Genomic DNA, 23,369 nt, shown 5'->3' on the forward strand with positions numbered 1-23,369 from the left:
CTCTTACCGCCGCTCCTCATCGTTCGGATCGTTCGTTGCAATGCTCGGCCATGGCCGCCGTGTGCTGATGCGGATCAGCGACAGGATCGCCAGCCCCGCGACCATGACAACGGCGATCTCTCCCCAAGTGTCCGTGCCGCGGAAATCGACCAGGATGACATTGACGATATTGCGGCCGTAGGCGATCGACATCGAATAGTTGGTGAAGAATTCCGGCAGCGTCAGGTCGAACGGCAATTGGATGACCTTGAGCAGCAGAAGCAGAAACGCACCCGCGCCGACCACGGAGATCGTCACATCGAACAGGCGTTTGCCGATCGGACGATGATCCGTCGGCGTCAGCCGCAACCGCGTCATCGCCAGGGCCAATATGACGACGGACAGGGTCTCGACCATGAACTGGGTAAACGACAGGTCGGGCGCGCCAAAGAGCATGAAAAGCAGCGCAACCGCGAAACCCTGTATGCCGAGGGAAACGATGGCCGTCAGGCGATCCCGGGCAAAGATCACCGCGACCAGCCCGACGGCGGCAATCGCCATGATGGCCAGCTCATAGAGGGAAACGTCCTGCGGCCATTGCGGCATGGCCGGCAACTCGTCGAAGAGGATCATGGGAACCAGAATGGCGACGATAAGCAGCACGAATGTCGCTTTCATGTATGTTTCCATACGACCGTTCTGGACAATGCGGGTGACCGCGAAGGAAACCCGCACGATGCCGCGGATGAACTGGTCGAAGCCCTGGTCGGGTCCCCATCCGATGGCCGTCAGCGTTGCTGCCATGGCGGAGCGCAGGCGCTCGAGATTGCGATAGGCGACAATACCGAAAACAATGGTGATGCCGGACAGCAGCAGCGCCATCCCGATATGGGGGATGAGCGAAATGTAGACGGAGACAGGCGCGCCCTCGACGGCGGTCGCCATGGGAATTGAGATCAGTCGGTGGGTCACGCTTGAGAACACGGCGGTCAGCAGGCTCGCAACCGCAAGCACCGCCGGGCCCAGCCACAACAGCACGAGTCCGTCATGCGCCTCGCGCAGTCCTGCCGGCTTTTCACCCAGGAACGGTTTGAGCGCCACGGCGAAACCGATGACGAACATCAGACCGTTGCCGACGATCGCAACCAGCGTCAGGAGCAGCGGCCAGGCGCCCGGCTGCCAAAGGCCCGCATAGATCTCCTCCTTGGCCAGGAAGCCAAAGAAAGGCGGCAGGCCGGCCATTGAGAAGGCCGATGCGAAAGCCGCGGCGAAGGTGATGGGCATGGCCGACATCAGACCGCCAAGCTTGGTGATATCGCGCGATCCGGCCTCGTGGTCGATGCCGCCGGCGACCATGAAAAGCGCGCCCTTGAACATGGAGTGCGCGACGAGATAGAGCACTGCCGCCTCGACCGCCTTCGGATGACCGAAGCCGGTGAGCATCACGAGCAGGCCGAGCGAGGAAACGGTGGTGTAGGCCAGCATCAGCTTCAGGTCGGTCTGGCGGATGGCAAGCAGGGTACCGACAATCAGCGTCGCACCGCCGAACACGGGAAGAACGGTCTCCCACGCTGCGGTGTCGCCAAGTACCGGATTAAGACGCATCAGCAGGTAGACACCCGCCTTCACCATTGTCGCCGAGTGCAGATAGGCCGAAACGGGCGTCGGCGCTTCCATCGCGTTGGGCAGCCAGAAATGCAACGGAAACTGGGCCGATTTGGTGAATGCACCGCCAAGCACCAGCACGAAAATAGCCAGATAGAACGGGCTGTCCGCCAATACGCCCTGCGAGCGCAGCAGCAGGGACATCTCGGAAATGCCGGTGACATTCCAGATCATGAGCAATCCGGCAAGCAGGAAAAGGCCGCCACCGCCGGTGACCACGAGCGCCTGCAGCGCGGCGCGGCGCGAGGCCTCCCGCTTGTGGTCGAAGCCGATCAGCAGGAATGAGGTGATCGATGTCAGTTCCCAGAAAACGAAGAACATCAGGAAGCTGTCGGAGACGACAAGGCCCAGCATCGAGCCCATGAACATCAGGATGAAGGAGAAGAACCTGCCGAGATGTTCATGACCCTTCAGATAGCCGCCGCTGTAAAGGACGATCAGAACCCCGATGCCGCTGATCAGCAGCGCGAATGTCAGCGACAGCCCGTCGACGAACCAGGAAAAGTTCACGCGGAACGCCGGAATCCACTGGTAACCGCCGGTGACCACCTCGCCTTTCGATATCTCGGGCAGGAAGGTGGCGAAATGCCAGAAAATCACAACCGGCACGATGGCGAGCAGCCAAGCCGCATTGTGTCTGAATAGCCGGGTGAGCGCGGGAGCGAATAGAGCCGCAAGGAACGGCAGCAGCAGGACAAACAGCGTCGTGCTGGGCATGTAGTCGTCCATTCTCTCTCCCGGATGGAGTTTGCCTGCAAGTGTTTGATCGAATTTAATGATGCACCGCATCAACGGCAAGATCACATCGGCCGATTTCCACCCGAATCCGGCGCTAACGCGGGTTTTATCGCGTTTTGATCGGCCGATTGTTGCGATGCCGGCGCGCCGACACTACACAATGGGTGTAAGGAGTTGCCGATATGTCCGATCTGAAGAAGAAAAAGATTGAGAAATCCGACACCGAATGGCGGTCACAGCTGTCACCGGAACAGTACCATGTCACGCGCAAGGGCGGCACGGAACGCGCCTTCACCGGCCCCTATTGGGACAGCAAGGACAACGGTGTCTACCACTGTGTGTGCTGCGAACGGCCGCTGTTCCACTCGGACACCAAGTTCGATTCCGGCACGGGATGGCCGAGCTATCATTCGCCGGTCGATGCGGACGCGGTCACTGAACATGCGGACCGGTCCTGGTTCATGACCCGCACGGAAATCAAGTGCGCGGACTGCGATGCCCATCTCGGCCACGTCTTCAATGACGGGCCGCAGCCGACGGGCCTTCGCTACTGCATGAACGGGACGGCGCTCACCTTCAGGAAAGACGGCGCCGGGAAATAACATCTATTGCTGGGGCTGGATGTAACGCCCGTAGACCCAGCCGGTCTGCCAGTCGCCGGTATTCGACGGGTCGTGCCAGACCTCGCACCAGGTGTAACGGACCATCTGCACCTGCTCGTCTTGCGGCAATACGGCGATGTTTTTCAGGTCGACGCCGTTCATGCAGCGGCCGGTCATGGAAAGCGGCGTTCCGTTCGGATAGCCCGCGCGGATCGCCGATTTCGCCGACGGCCATGCCCTGACATTCAGGACATCGTCCCACGCGACGTTGGCAACTTCCCAGGCTGCAAAGCTGCTGGCCTGCGCCGCCGGCGCACAAAGCGTCGCGGCGACAACAACGGAAGCGAAGAAACTGCGTGAAATGGTCATGATCCGATCCCCTCATGGCGGCGGTTGCGTTTCGATAGCCGCATCATCGCATCGCAATCGTGAATGACTTCTGATTCACAAATTCATGTGCGGTTCATGCGCATCTTGAAGTGGTTCGCCCCGCCCTTTATCTGCGTGATAAGAACAGAAATCCCAAACCGAAGGAAGCTCCATGTTCAAGGACCTGCCGCCCACTCCGGTCGCGGACAAGCGACCCGTCACGGATACCCGCCACGGCATCGAGCGCACCGACGACTATGCGTGGCTGCGCGCCGACAACTGGCAGCAGGTCTTCCAGGACCCCTCGGTTCTCGACGAGGGAATCCGCGCCTATCTGGAAGCCGAGAACGCCTATCAGAAACAGGCGATGGCCGATACCGAGGAACTTCAGAAGGCGCTGTTTTCCGAAATGCGCGGGCGCATCGAGGAGGACGATTCCTCGGTCCCCTCCCCTGACGGGCCTTTCGCCTACGGCATGTCCTATGTGACGGGCGGGGAGCAGCCCCGGTTCTTCCGGGTGCCGCGCGAGGGCGGTGAACAAGAACTGCTTCTCGACGGCGACGCAGAAGCCGCCGACAAGGCTTATTTCAGGATTTCGGCCGCCAATCATTCACCAAACCATGCGCGCATGATCTGGGGCTATGACGACAAGGGTTCCGAGTTCTTCAAATTGCAGATCCGCGAACTCGGCAGCGCGGAAGACCTCGATGACGTGGTGGAAAACACCGGCGGCGGCGGTGCCTGGTCACCGGGCTCGGAAGGGTTCTTCTACACATTGCTGGATGAAAACCACCGGCCTTCGAAGGTTTACTACCACGCCATCGGCTCAGCCCAGGCGGACGACCGCCTGGTTTTCGAGGAGGCCGATCCCGGCTTCTTCGTCAGCGTCGGCGGCAGCAAGCTGAACGATTTCATCTTCATCAACATCCACGACCATCAGACGTCGGAATACCGCATCCTGCCGGCCGGCGATCCGCAGGCGACGCCGGCGATCGTCGCGCCGCGGCAGACCGGTGTCGAATACGACATGCATGAGGGCGGCGATGTCTTCTTCATCCTGACCAATGCGGGCGGTGCCAAGGACTTCAAGATCGTCGAAGCGCCGGTCGATGCGCCGGGCCGGGAGAACTGGCGCGACGTCGTCACCCACCAGCCGGGCCGGCTCATCCTGAACCACATGGTGTTCGCCAATCACCTGGTCTGGCTGGAGCGGGAAAACGGCCTGCCGAGGATCGTGATCCGCGCGCGCGACAGCGGCGAGGAACACGCCATCGCCTTCGACGAGGAGGCCTATTCCCTGGGGCTGCAAGGCTCCTACGAATACGACACGGAGGTGATCCGTTTCTCCTATTCGTCGATGACCACGCCATCACAGCAGTTCGACTACAATATGCGGACCCGCGAACGCGTGCTGCTGAAGACCCAGGAAGTGCCCTCGGGGCACAATGCCGAAGACTATGTCACCCGGCGCGTTATGGCACCTTCGTATGACGGCGTCGAAGTGCCCGTCAGCCTGCTCTACCGCAAGGACACCGCGCTCGACGGATCGGCGCCCTGCCTGCTTTACGGTTACGGTTCCTACGGCGCCACGATCCCCGCCTCGTTCAACACGAACTGCCTCTCGCTGGTCGATCGCGGTTTCGTCTACGCCATCGCCCATGTGCGGGGCGGCAAGGACAAGGGTTTTGCGTGGTATGAGGACGGCAAGCACCTGAAGAAGGCCAACACGTTCCGCGACTTCATCGCCGCGGCCGAGTTTCTGGCCGCGGAGAAGTTCACCTCCGCGGACCGGATTGTCGCGGAGGGCGGATCGGCAGGCGGCATGCTGATGGGCGCAATCGCCAATATGGCACCGGACCGGTTCGGCGCGATTATCGCCGCCGTGCCCTTTGTCGATGTGCTGACGACCATGCTCGACGACACGCTGCCCCTCACCCCGCCCGAATGGCCGGAATGGGGCAATCCCATCGCCTCCAAGGAAGACTATGAAACCATCGCCTCCTATTCGCCCTACGACAATGTGTGCGCCCAGAACTATCCGCCGATCCTGGCGCTCGCCGGGCTGACCGACCCGCGCGTCACCTATTGGGAGCCGGCCAAGTGGGTGGCGCGGCTGCGGGCAATGAAGACCGGCGATGCCCCGGTTCTGCTAAAGACCAATATGGATGCCGGCCATGCGGGCGCTTCGGGCCGTTTCCAGCGGCTCGAGGAAGTCGCCTTCGAATACGCCTTCGCGCTGAAAGTGACGGACAAGGCCTGACGCCGGGAACCTGCACGGGCAAAGGGTGTACGGCAGGCCGCGAAAACTGGACGCGAGCAGAACCGATACTATAATATGACTTTAATAATCACCTTTTGAGACTCAACCGGTTTCAACAGGCGGAAACTTTCACGGGGATATCGAAACATTGATGAAAGCACAGAATTCGGGGCGCAAGACGCGCCTCCTCCATGTCGTGCGTGCCGCGCGGCTGACGCCAAACATGCACAGGGTCACACTCGGCGGCAGCGAGCTCGCCGATTTTCCGACCGGCCAGGAAAGCGCGCATATCAAGCTGTTCGTTCCCGAGTCCGGGCAGCCGGCCGAAGACTTCGGACAGTTGGTGCGTGCAGGCTCGAAAGACATTACACGGCGAACCTACACGGTTCGCCACCATCGCCCGGATGCGGCTGAACTCGATATCGATTTCGTTGTCCATGAAGGCGGCGGACCGGCCTGTGACTGGGCATTGCGCGCGCGGCCCGGCGATGTCATCGGCGTTGCCGGCCCAGGCCCGATCAAGACGCCGGACCATGGCGCCGACTGGTTCCTCTTCGGCGCCGACATGGCGGCCATACCCGCGGCTGCCGCGGCACTGGAAGCGCTGCCGCAGGACGCGGTCGGCCATGCGATTTTCGAGATCACGACCGACGACGATATCCAGCCCGTTCGCGCGCCCGCAGGCATCAAGATCCACTGGCTGGTGCATGAGGACCCGCATGTCAGCAGTACGCAGCAATTGGAGTTCTTCAGGGCGCTCGACTGGTCGCCGGGTGTGCCGGGCGTCTTCGTGGCAGGCGAATCCGGTGCGGTGGCAGGGCTGCGCAGCTACCTCATCAATGAACGGGGACTCGACAAGCGCAAAATGTATATCAGCGCCTACTGGAAGATCGGCCTGATCGAGAAAAACGCCAAGGCCGCCTAAGCGCCGGCTCTGTGTGATCTCGTACTTGCGGAGGCGGTTTGCTTTCAATCGGCTTCAAATGCTTGTCCCTGTCCGCCTGATCGCCCCGACAGGAAACGGGTCGCACAAGGCTGCGACCCGCATGTTCGTCGTTTGACGGCTTACGCCATCGCGGCTTTGTCTTCGGGTTGGTGCAGTCCGACCACCGCGAGCACGGTCAGCCCCAGGACCAGATAGTACCAGAACTCCATACCGGAGAAGCCCAGCGCGACCGGTGCCACGACAAAGGCGATGCCGACAAGGCCGTCGACCGCAAGATGCACGCTGTATGGCAGGACCCGAATGATGCCAAGCTGATGGTCGGTCAGGACCGTCAGCAGGAAAGCGGCGATGCCCGTGACGACCGAGAGCCACAGTGCAAGGGCATTGTCCGCGCCAAAGCCAAAGGCAAAGGGCATTGCGACAAGGCCGAAGGCGACCGGGTAGTCGAGATAGGCATGGATGGACTTTGTAATGAAACGTAACTGCATGGCGATTTCTTCCCCTGGCTAAGGTTTTGCAACATCATAAAAACAAGCTAGGGAGAGAAGATCGATTGATCTATGCTGACTAGTACATGAATCTATACCGATCGTTCAAACTGCAGAACGATCACTCAGGGCAATCCTTCTGTAGTTCGCCGGCGTCATGCCCGTTTCCTTCTTGAACACGCGCGCAAAAGCCGAGTCCGAGGCATAGCCAGCGCCTTCGGCTGCATCGGTCAGGGACGACCCGCCCTGCTGCAGGACTTTCTTGGCAATTTCCATGCGCCATGCCGTCACATATTCCATCGGCGTCATGGCCATCATCTTCTGAAACAGGACCGCGAAGCTCGTCCGCGACATCCCGGCCGCCGCGGCCAGCGTCTCGACCGTCCAACGGTCGCTCGGAGCCCTGTGAAACGCATCCAGCGCACGGCAGAGATTCCTGTCGGAGAATGCGCCAAGCCCCAGGCCGGCAGCCTCGTTGCTTTCGATAAAACTGCGTATGGCCTGGGCGAAGATCGCTTCGGACATCTTCAGGGCGATGAGGTCTCCCCCCATTTTCTGCCCGCCGGTCTCGTCACCGATGACACGCAATGTGGCTTCCATCCAGCGCCCCGCATTTTCTCCGTAATTCTTGAGATGGATGAAAGGCGGCAGCCGGTCTATCAGCACGTGCTTTGAGTGGGGCTCGAAGGAAAAGTGTCCGCAGATCAACTGGGTTTCGCTTTGCGGCTCGTCTCCGCCGTGGACAAGCACACCCGAGCCGGCGAAGTCCGAATTCTTCAAAACCACATCGAGGGGCATGATCGTATGCTCGGGCTCATGGCCGCAGTACAGGTCATGCGAGGCCCCATGGGGAATGATGATCAGGTCGCCCTGCGCCAGAAATACCGGCTCATCAACACCGTGCACACCGACCAGGCAATTGCCGCGATGGGCAAAGTGGAACCGGGCAACGTTCTCATAGCTCGGAACCGATACGCCCCAGGGTCTGGTGAACGAGGTGCGGAAATACAAAGAGCCCTTCATCGACAGGCTGGTCAGGATGTCACTGAGCAAATCAAGCATTGGACTACTTTATAATATCCATCTTCACTGTACAGACGATTGAACGATCTGCACAAAAATTCGGATTATCAGGCATGGGTATGCTTGAAGAAGTATGGAAACTGGCACGGCATCACCAACCGCCAGGGAGTTTCCGAAATGATAAGACTGATGTCCGTGGTCGCCGTAGCGTTGGCCTTGATAAGCGTTCCAGCTTCAGCCAATGACGTGGCCGACATGAGCGACCTTGAATATGCGCATATCGCCTATACGGCCGACAATATCGACATTCGCTATGCACATCTGGCGCTTGCATTGTCGACCAACCCGGAAATCCACAAATTCGCAAAGACCATGATCCGCGACCACACCGCGGTCAATGAAGCCGCGCTCGCTTTGCTGGACAAGCTGGGCGCGTCCGCGCAGGACAACGCGTTCAGTCAAACGCTCAACGCCAATGCCGAAGACATCATCGACAATTTTTCCAAGCTGCGCGGCGCCGAGTTCGACGCCGCCTATGCCGCCAATGAACTCGCCTATCACCAGGCGGTCAACGATCTGGTCGAGAACACAATGATCCCCAACATCGACAATGATGAGGTTCGGGCATTGTTTGAGCAGGGCCTGGAAATATTCAAGGCGCATGAGAAACACGCCGAAATGATGGTCAAGGCGCTGCAGTGATGCCCGGATCCGTATCACGCCGGACTGTTGTGCTGGGGGCGGCTGCATCGGCAGTCGTCCCTGCCCTGCAGACGTTATCCGCGCAGCCAAAACGGACCCATGACATCGCCATAAAGGCGTTCAGGTTCGAACCGGAACACATGCGGGTGCGGATCGGCGATACCATTCGGTGGACGAACCACGATCTGGCGCCGCACACCGCCACATCCGACCGGTCCGATTGGGGCACGGAAACGCTTGCCCAAGGACAAAGCGGCGAAATTGTCGTAACAGAAGGTATGCAAACCGGCTATTTCTGCGCGTTCCACCCGCACATGAAAGGCGCGTTCGAAATCGCGTGAAATCCCTCCAGAATGTTTGGAATCATGATCAGATCCACAATGTTTGCCGCGGCCCTGCTAACCGTTTTTCCGTCCGTGGCGTTAAGCTGCCCGGCAGTTCCGGACAACAGGGAAGAGAAAGACCGTCTTCACAGCGAACTGCTGGCGGCGCGTACGGAAATGCATGGCCGTGCGGTGAGCAATCGGATCTGGGAGATATGGACGACCGCGCCGGATGATGTATCGCAGGCGATAATGGACAAAGGACGCCAACGCATAAGGCACGCGGACTATGAGGGCGCCGAGCAGGTCTTCAACGCGTTGATAGAATACTGCCCCGGCTATGCCGAGGGCTGGAACCAGCGCGCCTATGTCCGCTTTCTGCGACAGGACTATGGCAATGCCCTCGAGGACATTGCGGTTGTGCTTGAACTGGAACCCCGCCACTTCGGCGCCCTCGCCGGCCGCGCGGTCACGCTGACCAGCATGGGCCGGGTCGCAATCGGGCAGACGGCCTTGCGCGAGGCCCTGAAAGTCAATCCGTGGTTAAGCGAGCGCCGCCTTTTGATTTCCGATGAAGAGTTGTAGCAGCTCTATTGCGATAGATCAGGCTTTTGCCGCGTAATGCCGGCAGGCACTCCAATTTCGAAGACCGAATCTCTAAAGAATACATTGCGCCGGATTGTTTTGACCGGCTATTCTTCGGCCTCAACAAATTGTACTTTGAGCGGCGCTGAAGCAGGTCTTAAACCGGGCGCCCAGTTTGGATACGCCATGTGGTCTCACCTGCTCGCTATCGCCTGCGCCCTGCTTTTACTGACGACCCAAAGCCTTGCCGGAGCCCAGGAAGACATCAAGGCCATCGCGCCGTCGGGACTGGTGCTCGTCGTCGACGAAAAAGGCAATGAGCTGGTGGCGCAAAACGTCGACCGGGCCTTCGGCCCGGCTTCCGTCGCCAAGATCGTCACCGCATGGCTGGCGATGGAGGTTCTGGGCGAAGATCACCGTTTTGAGACCCGGCTCTATCTCGACGATGACCGGGTGCTTCACGTTCGTGGCGGCGGCGACCCGTTTCTGGTCTCGGAAGAGCTGACGCTCCTTGCGTCCAATCTCATCGAAATTATCGGCAAGGAGCCGATCAAAAGCATCGTGCTCGACACCAGCTACTACCCGGACGCCCTGCGTATCCCGGGCATCGAGAACGACAGCGAGGCCTACAACGCGCCGAACGCAGCGCTTGCGGCGAATTTCAACACGATCAATGCCGTGCGCAAGGGCAAGTCAGTCCGATCGGCAGAGAAACAAACGCCGATCACCCCGGTGGCGGTCGCCCAGTTCCGCGCGCGCGGGCCTGCCGGCCGTGGCCGCATCAGCCTGCCCCAGGACGACCTGAGCGTCAGCGCACTTTATGCCGGCGAACTGTTGGCCGCATTCATCGGGGAAGCGGGCGGCAGCGTCAAGGGAGACGTTTCCATCGGCCGCGTGGCCGATGGCCTCGCGCCGGTCTACGTTCACCGGCAGTCCCGCGACCTTGCCGAAATTCTGACCCTGATGCTGCTGGGGTCGAACAATTATATTGCGAACCAGGTGTTCCTGGAGATCGGCGCGCAGCGCCTTGGCGCGCCCGTCAGCCTGGAAAAGTCCCTGCAGGTCGCGGGCCAGATGTTTGCCGAACACGGGCTGACCGAAGCCATTGTCCTGGAGGAAGGGTCCGGCATCAGCCGGGGAAACAAATTCACCGCGCGCGGTCTGGCAAAGCTGCTGGATCACTTCGCGCCCCGCGCCGAATTGCTGCGCAAGAGCAAGGCCGGCTCCCGCTACAAGACGGGCACCATTCCCGGCGTGCGGACACTGGCCGGTTATGCCGCGACCTCCGACCACGGGCGCGTGCGCTTTGTCATCGCGCTCGGCGGAAAAACGGGAAAGACCCGTTTCCGGGTGCTAAGGGCCATCGAGCGCGGCTTGTGATCAATCAAGCCGTTTGCAACATTTGCGAATTGCAAACCTAACCACCCCTCGCCGGATAGCCGTTGGGGCGGCCGGGGATGGCCTTGAGATAGGCGGCGATGGCTTCGCGGTCCGACGCCGGCAGTCTGGCCATGTTCTCCTGCACCGACACCATGGAGCCGCCGGCGGTGTCGAAGTCCGGCGTAAAGCCGCTTTCAAGATAATAGGCGATGTCGCCGGCGCTCCAGCTCTTGATGCTGCCGTCCGGCGTGATGTTGGGAATGATGCCCTCGCCGTCCGGGTTCGTCGCACCGGCCATCCATTCGCCGAATTCCAGGCCGCCGATGGGCGAGCGCGGCGTATGGCACTCGCCGCAATGACCCGGCCCCTCGACGAGATACTGGCCCCGGCTGACCGCATCGTCCGGCGAGTCAAAAACGATCACCGGGCCGTCTCTGAGGTACAGGAGATTCCATAGGCCAACGGCTCGGCGGATGTTGAACGGAAAACCGAGCGCATGGTCTGGCGCGACATTGTCACTCGCCGGCAGTGTCTGCAGGTAGCCCCACATGTCATTCAGGTCGGACATCGTCATGCGGGTATAGGAGGTGTAGGGAAAGGACGGATAAAGATGCGTTCCCTGCGGCGATGTCCCCTTTTTCATCGCATTGGCGAATTGCCGGAATGTCCAGTTGCCGATGCCTGCGTCCTTGTCCGGAGAGATGTTCGGCGCGTGGAAGGTGCCGAAGTCGCTTTCGATCGCCAGGCCGCCGGAGAGCAGCAGCTTGTCGTCGCCCTTGGCGCCGGGCGCGGCATGGCACGAGGCGCAGCCGCCGGCCCAGAACATCTCCTCGCCGCGCGCAAGATCAGGCTCTGCGAGACCCGCGAAATCCGCCTCGTCGAGTTTTCCGGGCGCCGACAGGAACCACAGCACAACGGCCGCCGCGACCGCGATTAAGACCAATAAACCGAATAGCCTGCGCATTGCCGCTTCCCCGCAACTGGATCTAGGGGCACCGCCGCGCGGCGGCCCCGATCCGTCACCTTACCAGAGAATGACCGTGGTCACCTATTTCTTGGAAACGCGGTAGGTTTCGTGGCAGGTCTTGCAATTCTGAGCCACCTTGCCGAATTCCGCGCGGAAAGCGGCGATATCCTGCGGCGCGGCTGCGACAGCATTTGCGGTATCGGTGTCGAATTGCTTGACGGCCTTCTCGAAACCGGGCCGGTCGCTCCAGATATTGGGGCTTGCCTCGGTCTCGTGACCGGTTTCCGAGCCTTCCGGAAACTTGTCGATGAAGTTCACGGTGGCCGTATTCATCGCCGCGAACGCCTCTTCCACTGCCACGGCATCGTAATCGATTTCGCCCTTTGCCGTCTTGGCGAGGGTACCCATGGCCTGCCCGACACTCTTCATCGCTTGCTGGCGCTCAACCTGCGGCTCCGCGGCCAATGCAGCCTGTCCGGATAAGAACAATGTCGCCAGAGCCAGTGCGAGAGCGTTTTTCATGGGGTTCTCCGTGTCTGGAATTAGAACAGTTCCAACACTAGACAGGAAAAATGTGAAAAGAAAAAGAACGGATTTAGCCGGCTGATAATAAAAAACCCCGATCGGTTTGCCGACCGGGGTTTTGCAATGCGGATCGATTGGCGCTCAGGCGGCTTCGTAAAGCTCCAGCACGTAATCCCAGTTGATCAGGCTGTCGACGAAGGCCTCGAGGTATTTCGGCCGGGCGTTGCGGTAGTCGATATAGTAGGAGTGTTCCCACACATCGACGCCGAGGATCGGCGTTGCGCCGTGCACCAGCGGGTTTTCGCCGTTCGGCGTCTTCATGATTTCCAGCTTGCCGTCCTTGACCGCGACCCAGGCCCAGCCGGAACCGAACTGGGTGACGCCGGCATTGATGAAATCGGCGCGGAACTTGTCATAACCGCCCAGATCGGAACCGATGGCCGACGCAAGTTTGCCGGGCAGCGCCGTGCCGCCGCCGTCCTTTTTCATCCACTGCCAGAAATGCACGTGATTGTAGTGCTGTGCCGCGTTGTTGAAGAGACCGGCATTGCTGCCGAAGGACTGGCGAACCACGTCTTCGAGCGAAAGTCCGTCCATGCCGGCTTCGGCGGCCAGCTTGTTGCCGTTGTCGACATAGGCCTTGTGGTGTTTGTCGTGGTGATATTCCAGCGTCTCACGCGACATAAAGGGCGCAAGCGCTTCGTAGTCATAGGGAAGATCCGGAAGTTCAAAAGCCATGTCGCTCTCCTTGTCTGGCAATCGGCAGATTGTTGTATTGGCGTGGAACATATGTCCGGCGGCCTTGCACGGCAAGGCAGTGCCCACGAATTTTGCAGCCCAGGCTGTCAGATTTTCGGGCCGGAGTGCGCCCAGTCCCAATAGAGTTCCCGCGCCCGCCGCGCCCCGGGGCCAGCCTGCAGCTCACGGTCCTCGATGCGGATGATCGGCACCACCTTGGAATGGTTGCCGGTCGAGAAGATTTCGTCGGCGTCCATGAAATCCGAAACATGCAGACGGCTCTCGACCACCTCGTGGCCGTCATCCCTCAGCAGCTTCATGATGCGCCGGCGGGTGACACCGTTGAGGAAGGTTCCATTCGGGACCGGGGTGAAGACAACGCCGTCCTTGACGATGAAGACGTTGGATGTGCCGGTCTCGGCGACATTGCCGAGCATGTCGAGCACCAGCGCATTGTCGAAACCGCGGGATTTCGCCTCGAGGATCGCGCGCCCGTTGTTCGGATAAAGGCAGCCGCTCTTGGCATCGGTGGGCATCGTCTCGTAGGACGGCCGGCGAAACGGCGACACCGTCACGGAAAACCCGTTGGACGAGATCATCGGCGCCTCGTAGAGGCACAGGCAAAAGCGTGTCGAATCCGGATCCGCCGGAACGCCCATATAGCCGCCATGCTCGGCCCAGTACATCGGCCGGATATAGACAGCCGTCTTGCCGTCGAATTTCCTGAGCCCGTCCTCACACAGCCCCTGGATTTCCCCGGCGGACATGGTCGCATTCAACCCCAGCGCCCTTGCCGAGTCGTTGACCCGTGCGCAGTGCATGTCGAGATCGGGCGCCACATTCTCGAACCAGCGCGCGCCGTCGAATACGGAGGTTCCCAGCCACATGGCATGCGAGCGCGGACCGATCAGCGGCACGTTGCCCGGATGCCAGTCGCCATCGACATAGGTCCATGTTTCCGATTGAACGCTGGAAACGACTGTCATGAATTACTCCTCCGCATATTCGGCACTTGAACGTCGCGCCCACTGAAATCGATCCTGCGCGCCAGGTCAATACGCGGCAATCGCCTGGATGCCCTTGACGAATCCGGCGCGCATGCTCATGCTGCAGTGCAAAATGAAAGGACAACACAATGCCTCCCGCAAACGGATATGCGGCTTATGTTTTCGATGCTTACGGCACTTTGTTCGACGTGCATGCGGCCGTGCGCCGGCACGCGGCCGACATCGGACCGGACGGTCCGCTGCTCTCCGAGATCTGGCGCAACAAGCAGCTTGAATATTCCTGGGTGCGCGCCCTTATGGGCGCCTATGTCGATTTCTGGCAGTTGACCGAACAGGCGCTTGATTTCGCACTGGCACGGTTTCCGGCGGTCGATCCGAAACATCGCGATGCGCTGCTTGAGGCCTATTGGAAGCTGGACTGCTACGAGGAGGTCCCGTCTGTCCTCAAGGCGCTGAAGGATCGCGGCGCGAAGCTGGCGATCCTGTCGAACGGTTCGCCGGAGATGCTGGAATCGGCGGTGCGAAACGCAGCGCTCGATTCCGTTCTGGACGACGTCTTTTCCGTCGATCAGTTGCGGACCTTCAAGGCAACACCCTCCGTCTACGAGATGGTGACGACCGCCTACCGGCTTTATCCGGATGCGGTTTCCTTCCAGTCGTCCAACCGCTGGGACATTGCCGGCGCCAAGAAGTTCGGCTTCCGCACCGTGTGGATCAACCGCGCCTCCAATCCGGACGAATACCGCGATTATTCACCCAACGTCGTGCTGCCCAATCTGGGCCAGCTCTGAGCGGCTGAGCCGAGAAAATCCCCTGACCTGTCCCGAAGCGCGGAGAATCAGATAAGGATTGTCCGCAGCAATGGGGATGGTGCGCCTTGGCGGGCAACAACGAACATACGGCCGGACTGACGCGTCGGATGCTGCTTTTGGCGGCGTCGGCTATGCTTGCCGGTTGCGTCGACCGCATGTCGCCGGAAGGTTTCGGACGGCAGACCGCCCCTTCCCGGCAGCTCAACTATCCGATCGAACCCTATGACATCATGTATGGCGGCGTGCGGGACGGCGACTACAAGATCCGGCCCGTCCCCTACAAGCGGCTCAATCCGGATAATCTGAGGCAGATCGTCCACGACCGCACGCTGGAGCCGATCGGCACCGTCGTCATCGATCCGAAGCACCACTATCTCTATGTGATCCTCGACGACCGCAAGGCGGTTCGATATGGCATTGCGACCGGACCGGGCTTTCCCGGCCACAAGGAGACGCTGACGGTCAGCGGGCGGGAAAGCTGGCCCGTATCCAGCGATGTCCGCAAATCCGACCCGAAGGCAAAGAAGATCGCAGGCCCGAACAGCCTCTACGGCGCGCGGGCGCTCTATCTCAGCAATGGCATGGTCATCCACGGCACGTCGCGGTGGCGGGAAATCGGCGGCGCCTGCGAAGCCGGCGGCATCGCCATGCTCAATCAGGATGTGATGGATCTCGACCGCCGCATCAAGCCCGGCGCCCGCGTCTTGGTCCTATAGGCCCTTCTTGAGACTGCCGAGGATGCCACGCACAAGCGCCCGGCCGAGCGAACTCGCAACGGAACGGGCCGCCGACTTCATGGCCGCCTCGGCAACCGACTGGCGCCGGCTGCCCGAGCGGCGGCGGCGGGAACGCTTCCGCCTGGAGGACCGCTTGCGGCCGCGATCATCGTAATCGTCGTCGTCATCATCCGGGTCATCGAAGCCCGGCAACGTCCAGCGGCGGCTTTCCTGCAGTTCTTCCTCGTCATCCTCTTCGCGGCGGCGCCTCTCCTCTTCCGCCTTCGCGGCATCTTCGGCCCGCTTTTGCAGAATCTCGAAAGCCGAATTGCGGTCGACATCCTCGTCATAAACATTGGCAACGGGGCTCAAACCCATCGTGTCGCGGCGCTCATTGTCCTTGAGCGGGCCGAGCCGCGAGGATGGCGGCCGCACCAGCGTGCGCTGCACCACGGAGGGAACGCCCTTCGATTCCAGCGTCGAGACGAGCGCTTCGCCGACGCCAAGGCTGGTGATCGCCTCGAAGCAGTCGAAGTCGGGATTGGGGCGGAATGTTTCGGCGGCCGTCTTCACGGCCTTCTGTTCGCGCGGCGTGTAGGCGCGCAGCGCATGCTGGACGCGGTTGCCAAGTTGCGAGAGGACCGATTCGGGCACATCGAGCGGGTTCTGGGTGACGAAATAGACGCCGACCCCTTTCGAGCGGATCAGCCGGACAACCTGCTCGACACGCTCAATCAGCACTTTCGGCGCCTCGTCGAACAGAAGATGCGCCTCGTCGAAAAAGAACACCAGGCGCGGCTTGTCGGGATCGCCTACCTCGGGCAGTTCCTCGAAAAGCTCCGACAGGAGCCACAGCAGGAATGTGCCGTAGAGGCGCGGATTCATCATCAGCTTGTCGGCGGCCAGGACGCTGATGGCGCCGCGGCCGTCCGACGTGGTGCGCATCATGTCGCTTATCTTGAGCGCCGGCTCGCCGAAGAATTTCTCGGCGCCCTGCTGCTCCAGAACAAGGAGATCGCGCTGGATGGCGCCAATCGACTGTTTCGAAACATTTCCATAGGTGCTGGAGAGTTCCTTGCTGTGTTCTCCCATGTAGGAGAGCATTGCCTGCAGGTCCTTCAGATCGAGCAGGGTCATTCCCCCTTCGTCGGCGATCTTGAAGGCAATGTTCAAAACGCCCTCCTGGGCGTCGGTCATGTCCATCAGCCGGGCGAGCAGCAGCGGCCCCATCTCGGTCAGCGTGGTGCGGACCCGGTGTCCCTTCTCGCCGAAGAGATCCCAGAAGATCACGGGGAACTCCTGAAATTCGTAAGGGTCAAGACCGATCGTGTTCGCCCGCTTTTCCAGAAAATCCTTGTACTCGCCAATGGCGGCGATACCCGAGAGATCGCCCTTCACATCGGCGCAGAATACCGGGACACCGGCGTTGGAGAAGCCTTCGGCAAGGATCTGCAGCGTCACCGTCTTGCCGGTACCGGTCGCCCCGGTGATCAGCCCGTGCCGGTTGGCGTAACCCAGATCGAGATATTCGCCCTTGTTGACGGAATCGTCCGGTTTGCGGCTGGTTCCGATATAGAGTTTTCCGTCTTCAAGCATGTCGCTGCCCTGCCCCACATTTTTCAAACCGCCTATTTATAGGGGTGCGGTGAACCGTGGACAATTGCGCAATTGATACATGGGCGCGATAATCAGTCACCGAACCCGTGGCACACACCATATAGCGGGATCAACAAGGCCGGCGCGGTCCGGGGATCAATGGAAGTATCCGATGGAAAAGGTTGTCGGCATAGGCGGGCTGTTTTTCAGGTCGAAGGATCCGAAGGCTCTGGCCGTGTGGTATGCGGAGCATCTTGGTGTCGACGAGGTGCCGCAAAGCTACGAGGACGATTGCTGGAACCAGGAAGCCGGCGCCACGGTTTTTGCGCCGTTCAACCAGGATACCGACTATTTCGGCCGGCCCGAACAGCAATGGATGGTCAATTTCCGTGTCCGGGACCTTGATGCGATGGTCGAACAGCTGCGCGGGTCGGGTATCGAGGTGAGTGTCGACGGCGAGACCTATCCCAATGGACGTTTCGCGCGGCTCCATGATCCCGAGGGCAATCCGATCGAACTGTGGGAGCCGGCGTGAGAATACACCGCGCCGCCTGACGATATCAGCCGAGGCGTTCCAGCAGGGCCGGCAGATCGGCAACGGTGTCGATGATGTGATCGGCGCCGGCGGCCAACAGCCTGTCGGAAGCGCCTGCCCGCAGCGCAGCGATTTCTGCTTCGTCCAGCGCTGAAAGCTCATCGACGGTCCTGCCGACATAATTGCCGGACATCGCGACGCCGACGGTCAGGCAGCCGGCGGCAACGCCCTCGGCAATGCCGGGCTCGGTGTCGTCGACCTTGACGATACGGCGGGCATCGGCAACGCCAAGGTCCAGGCAGCATTTGTAGATGCCCATCGGCGTCGGCCGGCCGAAGGGCAGATCGTCGGAACAGACCAGATTGTCAGGGCTGTAGCCCTGCTTTGCCGCGACGGGCAGCACATGTTCCATGATCGAGCGGGTGTAGCCCGTGGTCGAACCGATCTTCAGGCCCTTGGCCCGCAGGGCCGCAACAGCCTCGCCCGCGCCGGGCACCAGCGTCGCGTAATGCGCCGCGACCTTCTCATTCATCGGCAGGAACGCCCGGTAAAGATCATCGATATCGCTTTCCCCGGCCGGGCGGCCGTGCGCCGTCGTCCAGGCGGCGGCAATGCGCGGAGCGTCCAGCATGGCCTTGATATGATCGCGCTTGGGCAATCCCATCGGCGCGCGCGCCTCGTCGATGCTTACGTCAATGCCGCTGGCGGCGAAAAGCTCGACAAAGACGCCCATCGGCGCGAAGGAGCCGAAATCGACCGTTGTTCCCGCCCAGTCGAAAACCACCGCGCTGTAGTTCAAACCCACCTCTGCCTCCTGATGATTGTCCATGGTCTGTTTACATTCCATGGGTAGTCTGCGCGATAGGCCCAGACAACCGCAATGCGCAGGACATCGATGAAAACGACCCGCCGCACAGTGCTGACAGGCGCCGCATCGGCGCTGCTCGCCTCCCCGGTGGCGGCGCGCGCCCAGCTTGGCGACAACCGTTTTGCCGAGCTGCGCGGTTCGCTCGACGCGGTCGATTTGGGTATGCGGCCAGGCGCTTCGGACGATCAGAGCAAGATGCTCGATACCATTCTCAAGGATGCATCGGCGCAGAGAAAGCCGGTATTCCTGCCGGCCGGAACCTATACCGTCTCCAATCTTAACCTTCCCGACTATGTCAATCTGATCGGTGTCGCCGGGGCCACGCGCCTCGTCTATGGCGGCGGCGGACACTTATTGTCCGCAGAAAACGCTGAACGCATCCAGTTCACGGGGCTGACGATCGACGGCGACAACCGATGGCTTGCCGACTATGCGGAGGCCATCGTGCAGATCGGCGGCACCGATGACGTTGTCATCAGCGATTGCGCCATCGTCGGCAGCCGCAAGCACGCTGTCATGCTGAGCGGGTGCGGCGGCTCGATTGCCCGATCGGTGATCTCGGGCGCCGCGCTCACCGCGATCTACAGCGTCGAGAGCAAGGGCCTGAGGATTTCCGACAACGACATCCTCGACTGCGCCAATGGCGGCATCCTCGTGCACCGCTGGAAGGCCGCCTATGACGGCAGCATCGTCACCGGCAACCGCATTGCGCGGATCGCATCGCAGGCCGGCGGCACCGGACAATACGGCAACGGCATCAATGTCTATCGGGCCGGCAATGTGCTGATCGCAAACAATTCGCTCAGCGATTGCGCCTTTTCCGCGATCCGGTCCAACAGCGGCTCCGACGTGCAGATTATCGGCAACCAGTGTTATGAAAGCGGCGAAACGGCCATCTATTCTGAATTCTCCTTCGAGGGCGCGGTGGTCGCCAACAACCTGATCGACGGCGCCGCTAACGGCATTTCCATCGCCAATTTCAATGAAGGCGGACGGCTGGCGACGGTCAGCGGCAATGTCATCCGCAATCTGACGACCGAGGGGCCGTATGTGGCGGAAATCTTCGGTTTCGGCTGGGGCATCGGCGTCGAAGCCGATATCGCGGTGACCGGCAATGTCATCGACAATGCGCCGCGCGCCGGCATGCTGATCGGCTGGGGTCCTTATCTGCGCGGCGTCGCGGCAACGGGCAATGTCATCCGCAACAGCGCCGTCGGTGTCGCCGTGTCGGTGGTCGAGGGCGCAGCGGCCACGCAGATCAGCAACAACATATTCCAGAACACATTAAAGGGCGCGGTGATCGGCTATCGCTGGCAGGATCCCGTGACGAAAGATCTGACACGCAGCGGCGCGGGGGCGTACAAACACCTGACGGTGGCCGGAAATACGGTTCTTTAGGCCTGCAACGGCTATCTGAGGTCCTGGTTCTCCACGATCCGTATCGTCCCGACCTCGATGCCATTCCAGTTCTTGAGCGTCCGGTTGGCCTGCGCCATCAGTGCCGCGCGGGTGTCCGCGTCCGTGTCCAGATAGCGGGCAATCAGCGCGGCAACCGTCGCATCGGCCGCGCGTTGCGTGCCGTCCTCGCATTTGACGGCGATTGATATGCCCTCTTCGGGCAGGACGGCACAAAAGACGCCCTCCGCGCCGGTCTTGGCGAATATTCTTCCCGGAAGCGTCTTCATCAGCCTTGTACAGGTCCGCTTGGTTCCAGCAACGTAATACGGCTCGGCCATGCAGGCCTCGACAAGACGTTTGGCCGCAGTGGCACGCTGCGGCTCCAGCCCCTTGCCCGAGGTCATCTTCGCAAATCCGCCGGCAAGCGCCGTGAGCGGAATGGCGTAGGTCGGGATCGAACAGCCGTCCGTGCCGCAGTTATCAACACCGAAATGCGCGCCGGTGAGATCGGTCATGACATCGCGGATCATGCCCTGGATCGGATGGTCGTAGTTGATGTATCCGGCGTGATCGATGCCAAGATGACAGGCCGCGCAGACAAAGCCGGCATGCTTTCCCGAGCAGTTGTTGTGCAGCTGGCTGGGATCGGCGCCGGATTTCGCCAGCGCAATCGTGGCATTCTGATCCATGGGCCACTGGCAACCGCATTCGAGCGCCGTTTCGCCGCGACCGACAGCCGCGAGCATCTTTGCCGCCAGATCGGCGTGCTCACGCTCGCCGGAGTGCGAGGCGCAGGCAAGCGCCAGTTCCCTGTTTCCGAAACCACAGGCATCTGCAGCGCCGCTCTCGACCAGGGGCAGCGCCTGCATCGCCTTAGCGGCCGATCGCGGGAACACCGGTGTGTCCACATCTCCGAAGGAAAGCAGTGTCTTGCCATCCGCATCCACCACGATCGCGGAACCGCGATGCCGGCTTTCCACACGTCCGCCCCGGGTCACTTCAACGATCACGGGATTTGTCATCAATTCGCCTCAAAGTCTGCTTCCTGTCATCCTTAGCGGGTGCGGGACTCGCTGACAATCGCCGATATGAAAGCGCTTGAACCTGCGTCATACTCCCGCGCGATTGTGAAACACGACGCACAAGAGCAATGCGCAAATGTCCGCATATGCCGAGCATTGACCGAGCGTTTCCGATCTGTGGACATGGCTCCTTATTTGAAGTGTATTGCAAGTCAGAAGACTCAACCTGGAGGAAAGACGCATGTACAGACTATTCGCCCTCTTCGGCGCTGTGTTGCTTGTTCTGGGCCCCGCAGCAGCCCAGGCCCAGCAGCCGCTGCCCGCAGTGCCCGCGCCATCCTATGAATATGTCCAGCAGGCCAGTTCGCTGCAGTTCGACGGCACGACGCTGACCCTCCAGGGCGTTTCGCCCTCCACGGTCTTCTTCAGCGACCGGCCCAACCGGCTGACCGGCATGGTTTCAACCGGCCAATTCGCGGAACTGTGGAACGCGCCGGATGGTCCCTTCGCCTCCAACCCGCCCAACGCCGCCGTGTCGGTGCTCGGCAACATCAAGGACGCCCCGGCAATCGTCGAACTGACCAGTGCGCAGATGGACGGCGTGCAACTCAAATACGAAGTCAAGGTCCTGTCCGGCAAACTGCCGGAATCGGCTGACAATGTCGCGCTGTTCGTGGACCGCGGACCCAATCCGCGCCATCCGGTGTCAGGGCATCCGGTCGGATACTATCCGTATCACCCGTATCATCCCGTTCCCGGCCCCTATTGCTATCACGCGCCGCAGGATCCGGAATGTCACTACCACCCCTATCATCCGTATCCGCCCTATCCGCCTTACCATCCCTATTATTATCCGGGCGCGGCCTTCGCCGCAGGTGCGGTTGTCGGCGCGGCCGCGGCCAGTTCCAACCAGCAGGGAACCTACATCTATCCGATCCCGGCAGGGCCGATCCCGGCACATTGCTATATCAACAGCGCCCATACGCGCATGATCTGCTCGGTGCCCATCAACTAGCCTTGCACGAGCGAACAAAAATCAGGGTCCGCACAAGCGGGCCCTTTTATTTGGGGAGCCTGAAACCTAGGTGTTGCGCCGGGAAAGCGCATCTTCCCAGTTGAGGGCGTGGGTCACGATCTTCTCCAGATCGTCATAGTGCGGTTTCCAGCCGAGCCGTTCCCTGATCCGATCCGAATTGGCGACAATCGAAACGGCGTCGCCCGCACGGCGATCCGCCATGCGCACCTCGAATTCCGAGCCGCTGACGCGTTTGACCACATCGACGACTTCAAGCACCGAATGGCCATGCCCATAGCCGCAATTGGCCGTCAGGTTTTCGCCGGTGGCGCGCAGGTGTTCCAGCGCCAGGTAATGCGCGTCCACCAGATCGGTCACATGGATATAGTCGCGTATGCAGGTGCCGTCCGGCGTCGGATAATCGGTGCCGAAGACCTGCATGTAGGGGCGTTTCGACAGCGCGGCCTGCGTTGCGACCTTGATCAGGTGGGTTGCGTCCGGCGTTGATTGTCCGGTGCGTCCGGCGGGGTCGGCCCCGGCGACATTGAAGTAACGCAGGCAGGCATAGTTCAACGGGTGCGCAGCGGCGGTATCGCGCAGCATCGTCTCTGTCATCAGCTTGGATGTGCCGTAAGGCGATTCGGGCCGTAGCGCCGCATCTTCCGCCACCGGATCAGCCGTTTCCGGGGTGCCGTAGACGGCGGCGGTGGATGAAAAGATGAAATGCGGAACGCCCGCATCGACGCAGGCCTCCAGCAGGGCCCGCGATTTCACGGTGTTGTTGAGATAGTATCCGAGCGGGTCGGTAACGGATTCAGGAACCACGATGGAGCCCGCGAAATGGAACACTGCGCTGACGCCGCGCTCGCGCGGGACCTTTCCGACCAGCTCCGGATCGCCGATGTCGCCGACCACCAATTCGACTTCGGCCGGCACGGCCCAGTCAAATCCGGTGGAAAGCCGGTCGATCACCACGACATTCTCGCCGGCGTCGAGCAAACGCCAGACCATATGGCTGCCGATATAGCCGGCGCCCCCCGTGACCAGAACGGACATTGCTTACCTCGTGGCCGATACACGCGATTCGTTATGCGTATTCGTTACCACAGG

Annotated in this window: 24 protein-coding genes; 12 read left to right on the plus strand and 12 right to left on the minus strand. The window is 61.0% G+C overall.

The window, feature by feature from the left end; translation table 11 throughout:
- Positions 1-3: 3 nt before the first annotated feature.
- Entirely contained in the window at positions 4-2,373 is a 2,370-nt protein-coding gene (locus OOZ53_RS22515; RefSeq protein WP_271092002.1) for a putative monovalent cation/H+ antiporter subunit A, read from the minus strand.
- 191 nt (positions 2,374-2,564) lie between these two features.
- Between OOZ53_RS22515 and msrB the strand changes: the two genes are divergently transcribed.
- Entirely contained in the window at positions 2,565-2,984 is a 420-nt protein-coding gene (msrB, locus tag OOZ53_RS22520; RefSeq protein ID WP_271092004.1) for a peptide-methionine (R)-S-oxide reductase MsrB, read from the plus strand.
- Positions 2,985-2,987: 3 nt separating this feature from the next.
- Here msrB and OOZ53_RS22525 read toward each other — a convergent pair whose 3' ends face one another.
- Positions 2,988-3,353, minus strand: coding sequence for an SH3 domain-containing protein (locus OOZ53_RS22525; protein ID WP_271092005.1), 366 nt, complete (start codon positions 3,351-3,353; stop codon positions 2,988-2,990).
- 172 nt (positions 3,354-3,525) lie between these two features.
- Between OOZ53_RS22525 and OOZ53_RS22530 the strand changes: the two genes are divergently transcribed.
- Both OOZ53_RS22530 and OOZ53_RS22535 read left to right on the plus strand, forming a co-directional pair.
- Positions 3,526-5,613: a S9 family peptidase gene (locus tag OOZ53_RS22530; RefSeq protein ID WP_271092006.1), complete on the plus strand. Its 2,088-nt coding sequence runs from the start codon at positions 3,526-3,528 to the stop codon at positions 5,611-5,613.
- A gap of 151 nt (positions 5,614-5,764) precedes the next feature.
- On the plus strand, positions 5,765-6,538 hold the full coding sequence (locus OOZ53_RS22535; RefSeq protein ID WP_271092007.1) for a siderophore-interacting protein: 774 nt from the start codon (positions 5,765-5,767) through the stop codon (positions 6,536-6,538).
- A gap of 140 nt (positions 6,539-6,678) precedes the next feature.
- Here OOZ53_RS22535 and OOZ53_RS22540 read toward each other — a convergent pair whose 3' ends face one another.
- Positions 6,679-7,047 carry an SPW repeat domain-containing protein gene (locus tag OOZ53_RS22540; RefSeq protein WP_271092008.1) on the minus strand — a complete coding sequence of 123 codons (369 nt, stop codon included), beginning with the start codon at positions 7,045-7,047 and terminating at the stop codon, positions 6,679-6,681.
- A gap of 105 nt (positions 7,048-7,152) precedes the next feature.
- Entirely contained in the window at positions 7,153-8,109 is a 957-nt protein-coding gene (locus OOZ53_RS22545; protein ID WP_271092009.1) for an AraC family transcriptional regulator, read from the minus strand.
- Between the two features lie 138 nt (positions 8,110-8,247).
- Here OOZ53_RS22545 and OOZ53_RS22550 point away from each other — a divergent pair, with 138 nt between their 5' ends.
- The 4 genes from OOZ53_RS22550 to OOZ53_RS22565 all read left to right on the plus strand — a co-directional run bounded on the left by OOZ53_RS22550 (position 8,248) and on the right by OOZ53_RS22565 (position 11,060).
- Positions 8,248-8,772, plus strand: a complete 525-nt coding sequence (locus tag OOZ53_RS22550; protein WP_271092010.1) for a DUF4142 domain-containing protein — start codon at positions 8,248-8,250, stop codon at positions 8,770-8,772.
- Positions 8,772-9,113 carry a plastocyanin/azurin family copper-binding protein gene (locus OOZ53_RS22555; protein WP_271092011.1) on the plus strand — a complete coding sequence of 114 codons (342 nt, stop codon included), beginning with the start codon at positions 8,772-8,774 and terminating at the stop codon, positions 9,111-9,113. The genes OOZ53_RS22550 and OOZ53_RS22555 overlap by 1 nt, the downstream gene beginning before the upstream one ends.
- A gap of 24 nt (positions 9,114-9,137) precedes the next feature.
- Positions 9,138-9,680, plus strand: a complete 543-nt coding sequence (locus OOZ53_RS22560) for a tetratricopeptide repeat protein (RefSeq protein ID WP_271092012.1) — start codon at positions 9,138-9,140, stop codon at positions 9,678-9,680.
- A 186-nt stretch (positions 9,681-9,866) separates the two neighbouring features.
- Positions 9,867-11,060: a D-alanyl-D-alanine carboxypeptidase/D-alanyl-D-alanine-endopeptidase gene (locus tag OOZ53_RS22565; RefSeq protein ID WP_271092014.1), complete on the plus strand. Its 1,194-nt coding sequence runs from the start codon at positions 9,867-9,869 to the stop codon at positions 11,058-11,060.
- 37 nt (positions 11,061-11,097) lie between these two features.
- Here the strand turns inward: OOZ53_RS22565 and OOZ53_RS22570 are convergent, their stop codons facing one another.
- The 4 genes from OOZ53_RS22570 to OOZ53_RS22585 form a co-directional block, all read right to left on the minus strand.
- Entirely contained in the window at positions 11,098-12,024 is a 927-nt protein-coding gene (locus tag OOZ53_RS22570; RefSeq protein ID WP_271092016.1) for a cytochrome c, read from the minus strand.
- Positions 12,025-12,108: 84 nt separating this feature from the next.
- Positions 12,109-12,549 carry a c-type cytochrome gene (locus OOZ53_RS22575; protein ID WP_271092017.1) on the minus strand — a complete coding sequence of 147 codons (441 nt, stop codon included), beginning with the start codon at positions 12,547-12,549 and terminating at the stop codon, positions 12,109-12,111.
- 144 nt (positions 12,550-12,693) lie between these two features.
- A complete protein-coding gene (locus tag OOZ53_RS22580; RefSeq protein WP_271092018.1) occupies positions 12,694-13,290 on the minus strand; it encodes a superoxide dismutase in 597 nt (198 codons plus the stop codon).
- 107 nt (positions 13,291-13,397) lie between these two features.
- Positions 13,398-14,276 (minus strand): branched-chain amino acid aminotransferase, encoded by an 879-nt coding sequence (locus tag OOZ53_RS22585; protein WP_271092019.1) that lies wholly within the window; start codon positions 14,274-14,276, stop codon positions 13,398-13,400.
- A gap of 149 nt (positions 14,277-14,425) precedes the next feature.
- Between OOZ53_RS22585 and OOZ53_RS22590 the strand changes: the two genes are divergently transcribed.
- Together OOZ53_RS22590 and OOZ53_RS22595 are read left to right on the plus strand one after the other, a co-directional pair.
- Complete coding sequence (locus OOZ53_RS22590; protein WP_271092020.1) at positions 14,426-15,088, plus strand: haloacid dehalogenase type II; 663 nt, start codon at positions 14,426-14,428, stop codon at positions 15,086-15,088.
- An 86-nt stretch (positions 15,089-15,174) separates the two neighbouring features.
- Positions 15,175-15,825 (plus strand): L,D-transpeptidase, encoded by a 651-nt coding sequence (locus OOZ53_RS22595; protein ID WP_271092021.1) that lies wholly within the window; start codon positions 15,175-15,177, stop codon positions 15,823-15,825.
- Here the strand turns inward: OOZ53_RS22595 and OOZ53_RS22600 are convergent.
- On the minus strand, positions 15,820-17,421 hold the full coding sequence (locus OOZ53_RS22600; RefSeq protein ID WP_271092022.1) for a helicase HerA-like C-terminal domain-containing protein: 1,602 nt from the start codon (positions 17,419-17,421) through the stop codon (positions 15,820-15,822). The two genes, OOZ53_RS22595 and OOZ53_RS22600, sit on opposite strands and share 6 nt — an antisense overlap.
- A 172-nt stretch (positions 17,422-17,593) precedes the next feature.
- Between OOZ53_RS22600 and OOZ53_RS22605 the strand changes: the two genes are divergently transcribed.
- Complete coding sequence (locus OOZ53_RS22605; RefSeq protein WP_271092023.1) at positions 17,594-17,956, plus strand: VOC family protein; 363 nt, start codon at positions 17,594-17,596, stop codon at positions 17,954-17,956.
- Positions 17,957-17,981: 25 nt separating this feature from the next.
- On the opposite strand, the gene phnX is transcribed toward OOZ53_RS22605, so the two are convergent.
- On the minus strand, positions 17,982-18,785 hold the full coding sequence (gene phnX, locus OOZ53_RS22610; protein ID WP_271092024.1) for a phosphonoacetaldehyde hydrolase: 804 nt from the start codon (positions 18,783-18,785) through the stop codon (positions 17,982-17,984).
- 66 nt (positions 18,786-18,851) lie between these two features.
- Here phnX and OOZ53_RS22615 point away from each other — a divergent pair, with 66 nt between their 5' ends.
- Entirely contained in the window at positions 18,852-20,222 is a 1,371-nt protein-coding gene (locus tag OOZ53_RS22615; protein ID WP_271092025.1) for a TIGR03808 family TAT-translocated repetitive protein, read from the plus strand.
- Between the two features lie 11 nt (positions 20,223-20,233).
- Here the strand turns inward: OOZ53_RS22615 and OOZ53_RS22620 are convergent, their stop codons facing one another.
- Positions 20,234-21,244, minus strand: coding sequence for an asparaginase (locus OOZ53_RS22620; protein ID WP_271092026.1), 1,011 nt, complete (start codon positions 21,242-21,244; stop codon positions 20,234-20,236).
- Positions 21,245-21,485: 241 nt separating this feature from the next.
- Between OOZ53_RS22620 and OOZ53_RS22625 the strand changes: the two genes are divergently transcribed.
- On the plus strand, positions 21,486-22,259 hold the full coding sequence (locus OOZ53_RS22625) for a hypothetical protein (RefSeq protein ID WP_271092028.1): 774 nt from the start codon (positions 21,486-21,488) through the stop codon (positions 22,257-22,259).
- Between the two features lie 66 nt (positions 22,260-22,325).
- Here OOZ53_RS22625 and galE read toward each other — a convergent pair whose 3' ends face one another.
- Positions 22,326-23,315 (minus strand): UDP-glucose 4-epimerase GalE, encoded by a 990-nt coding sequence (gene galE / locus OOZ53_RS22630; RefSeq protein WP_271092029.1) that lies wholly within the window; start codon positions 23,313-23,315, stop codon positions 22,326-22,328.
- Positions 23,316-23,369 lie beyond the last annotated feature (54 nt).

The organism is Allohoeflea poritis, assembly GCF_027889715.1.
GTDB classification, from domain to species: domain Bacteria; phylum Pseudomonadota; class Alphaproteobacteria; order Rhizobiales; family Rhizobiaceae; genus Hoeflea_A; species Hoeflea_A poritis.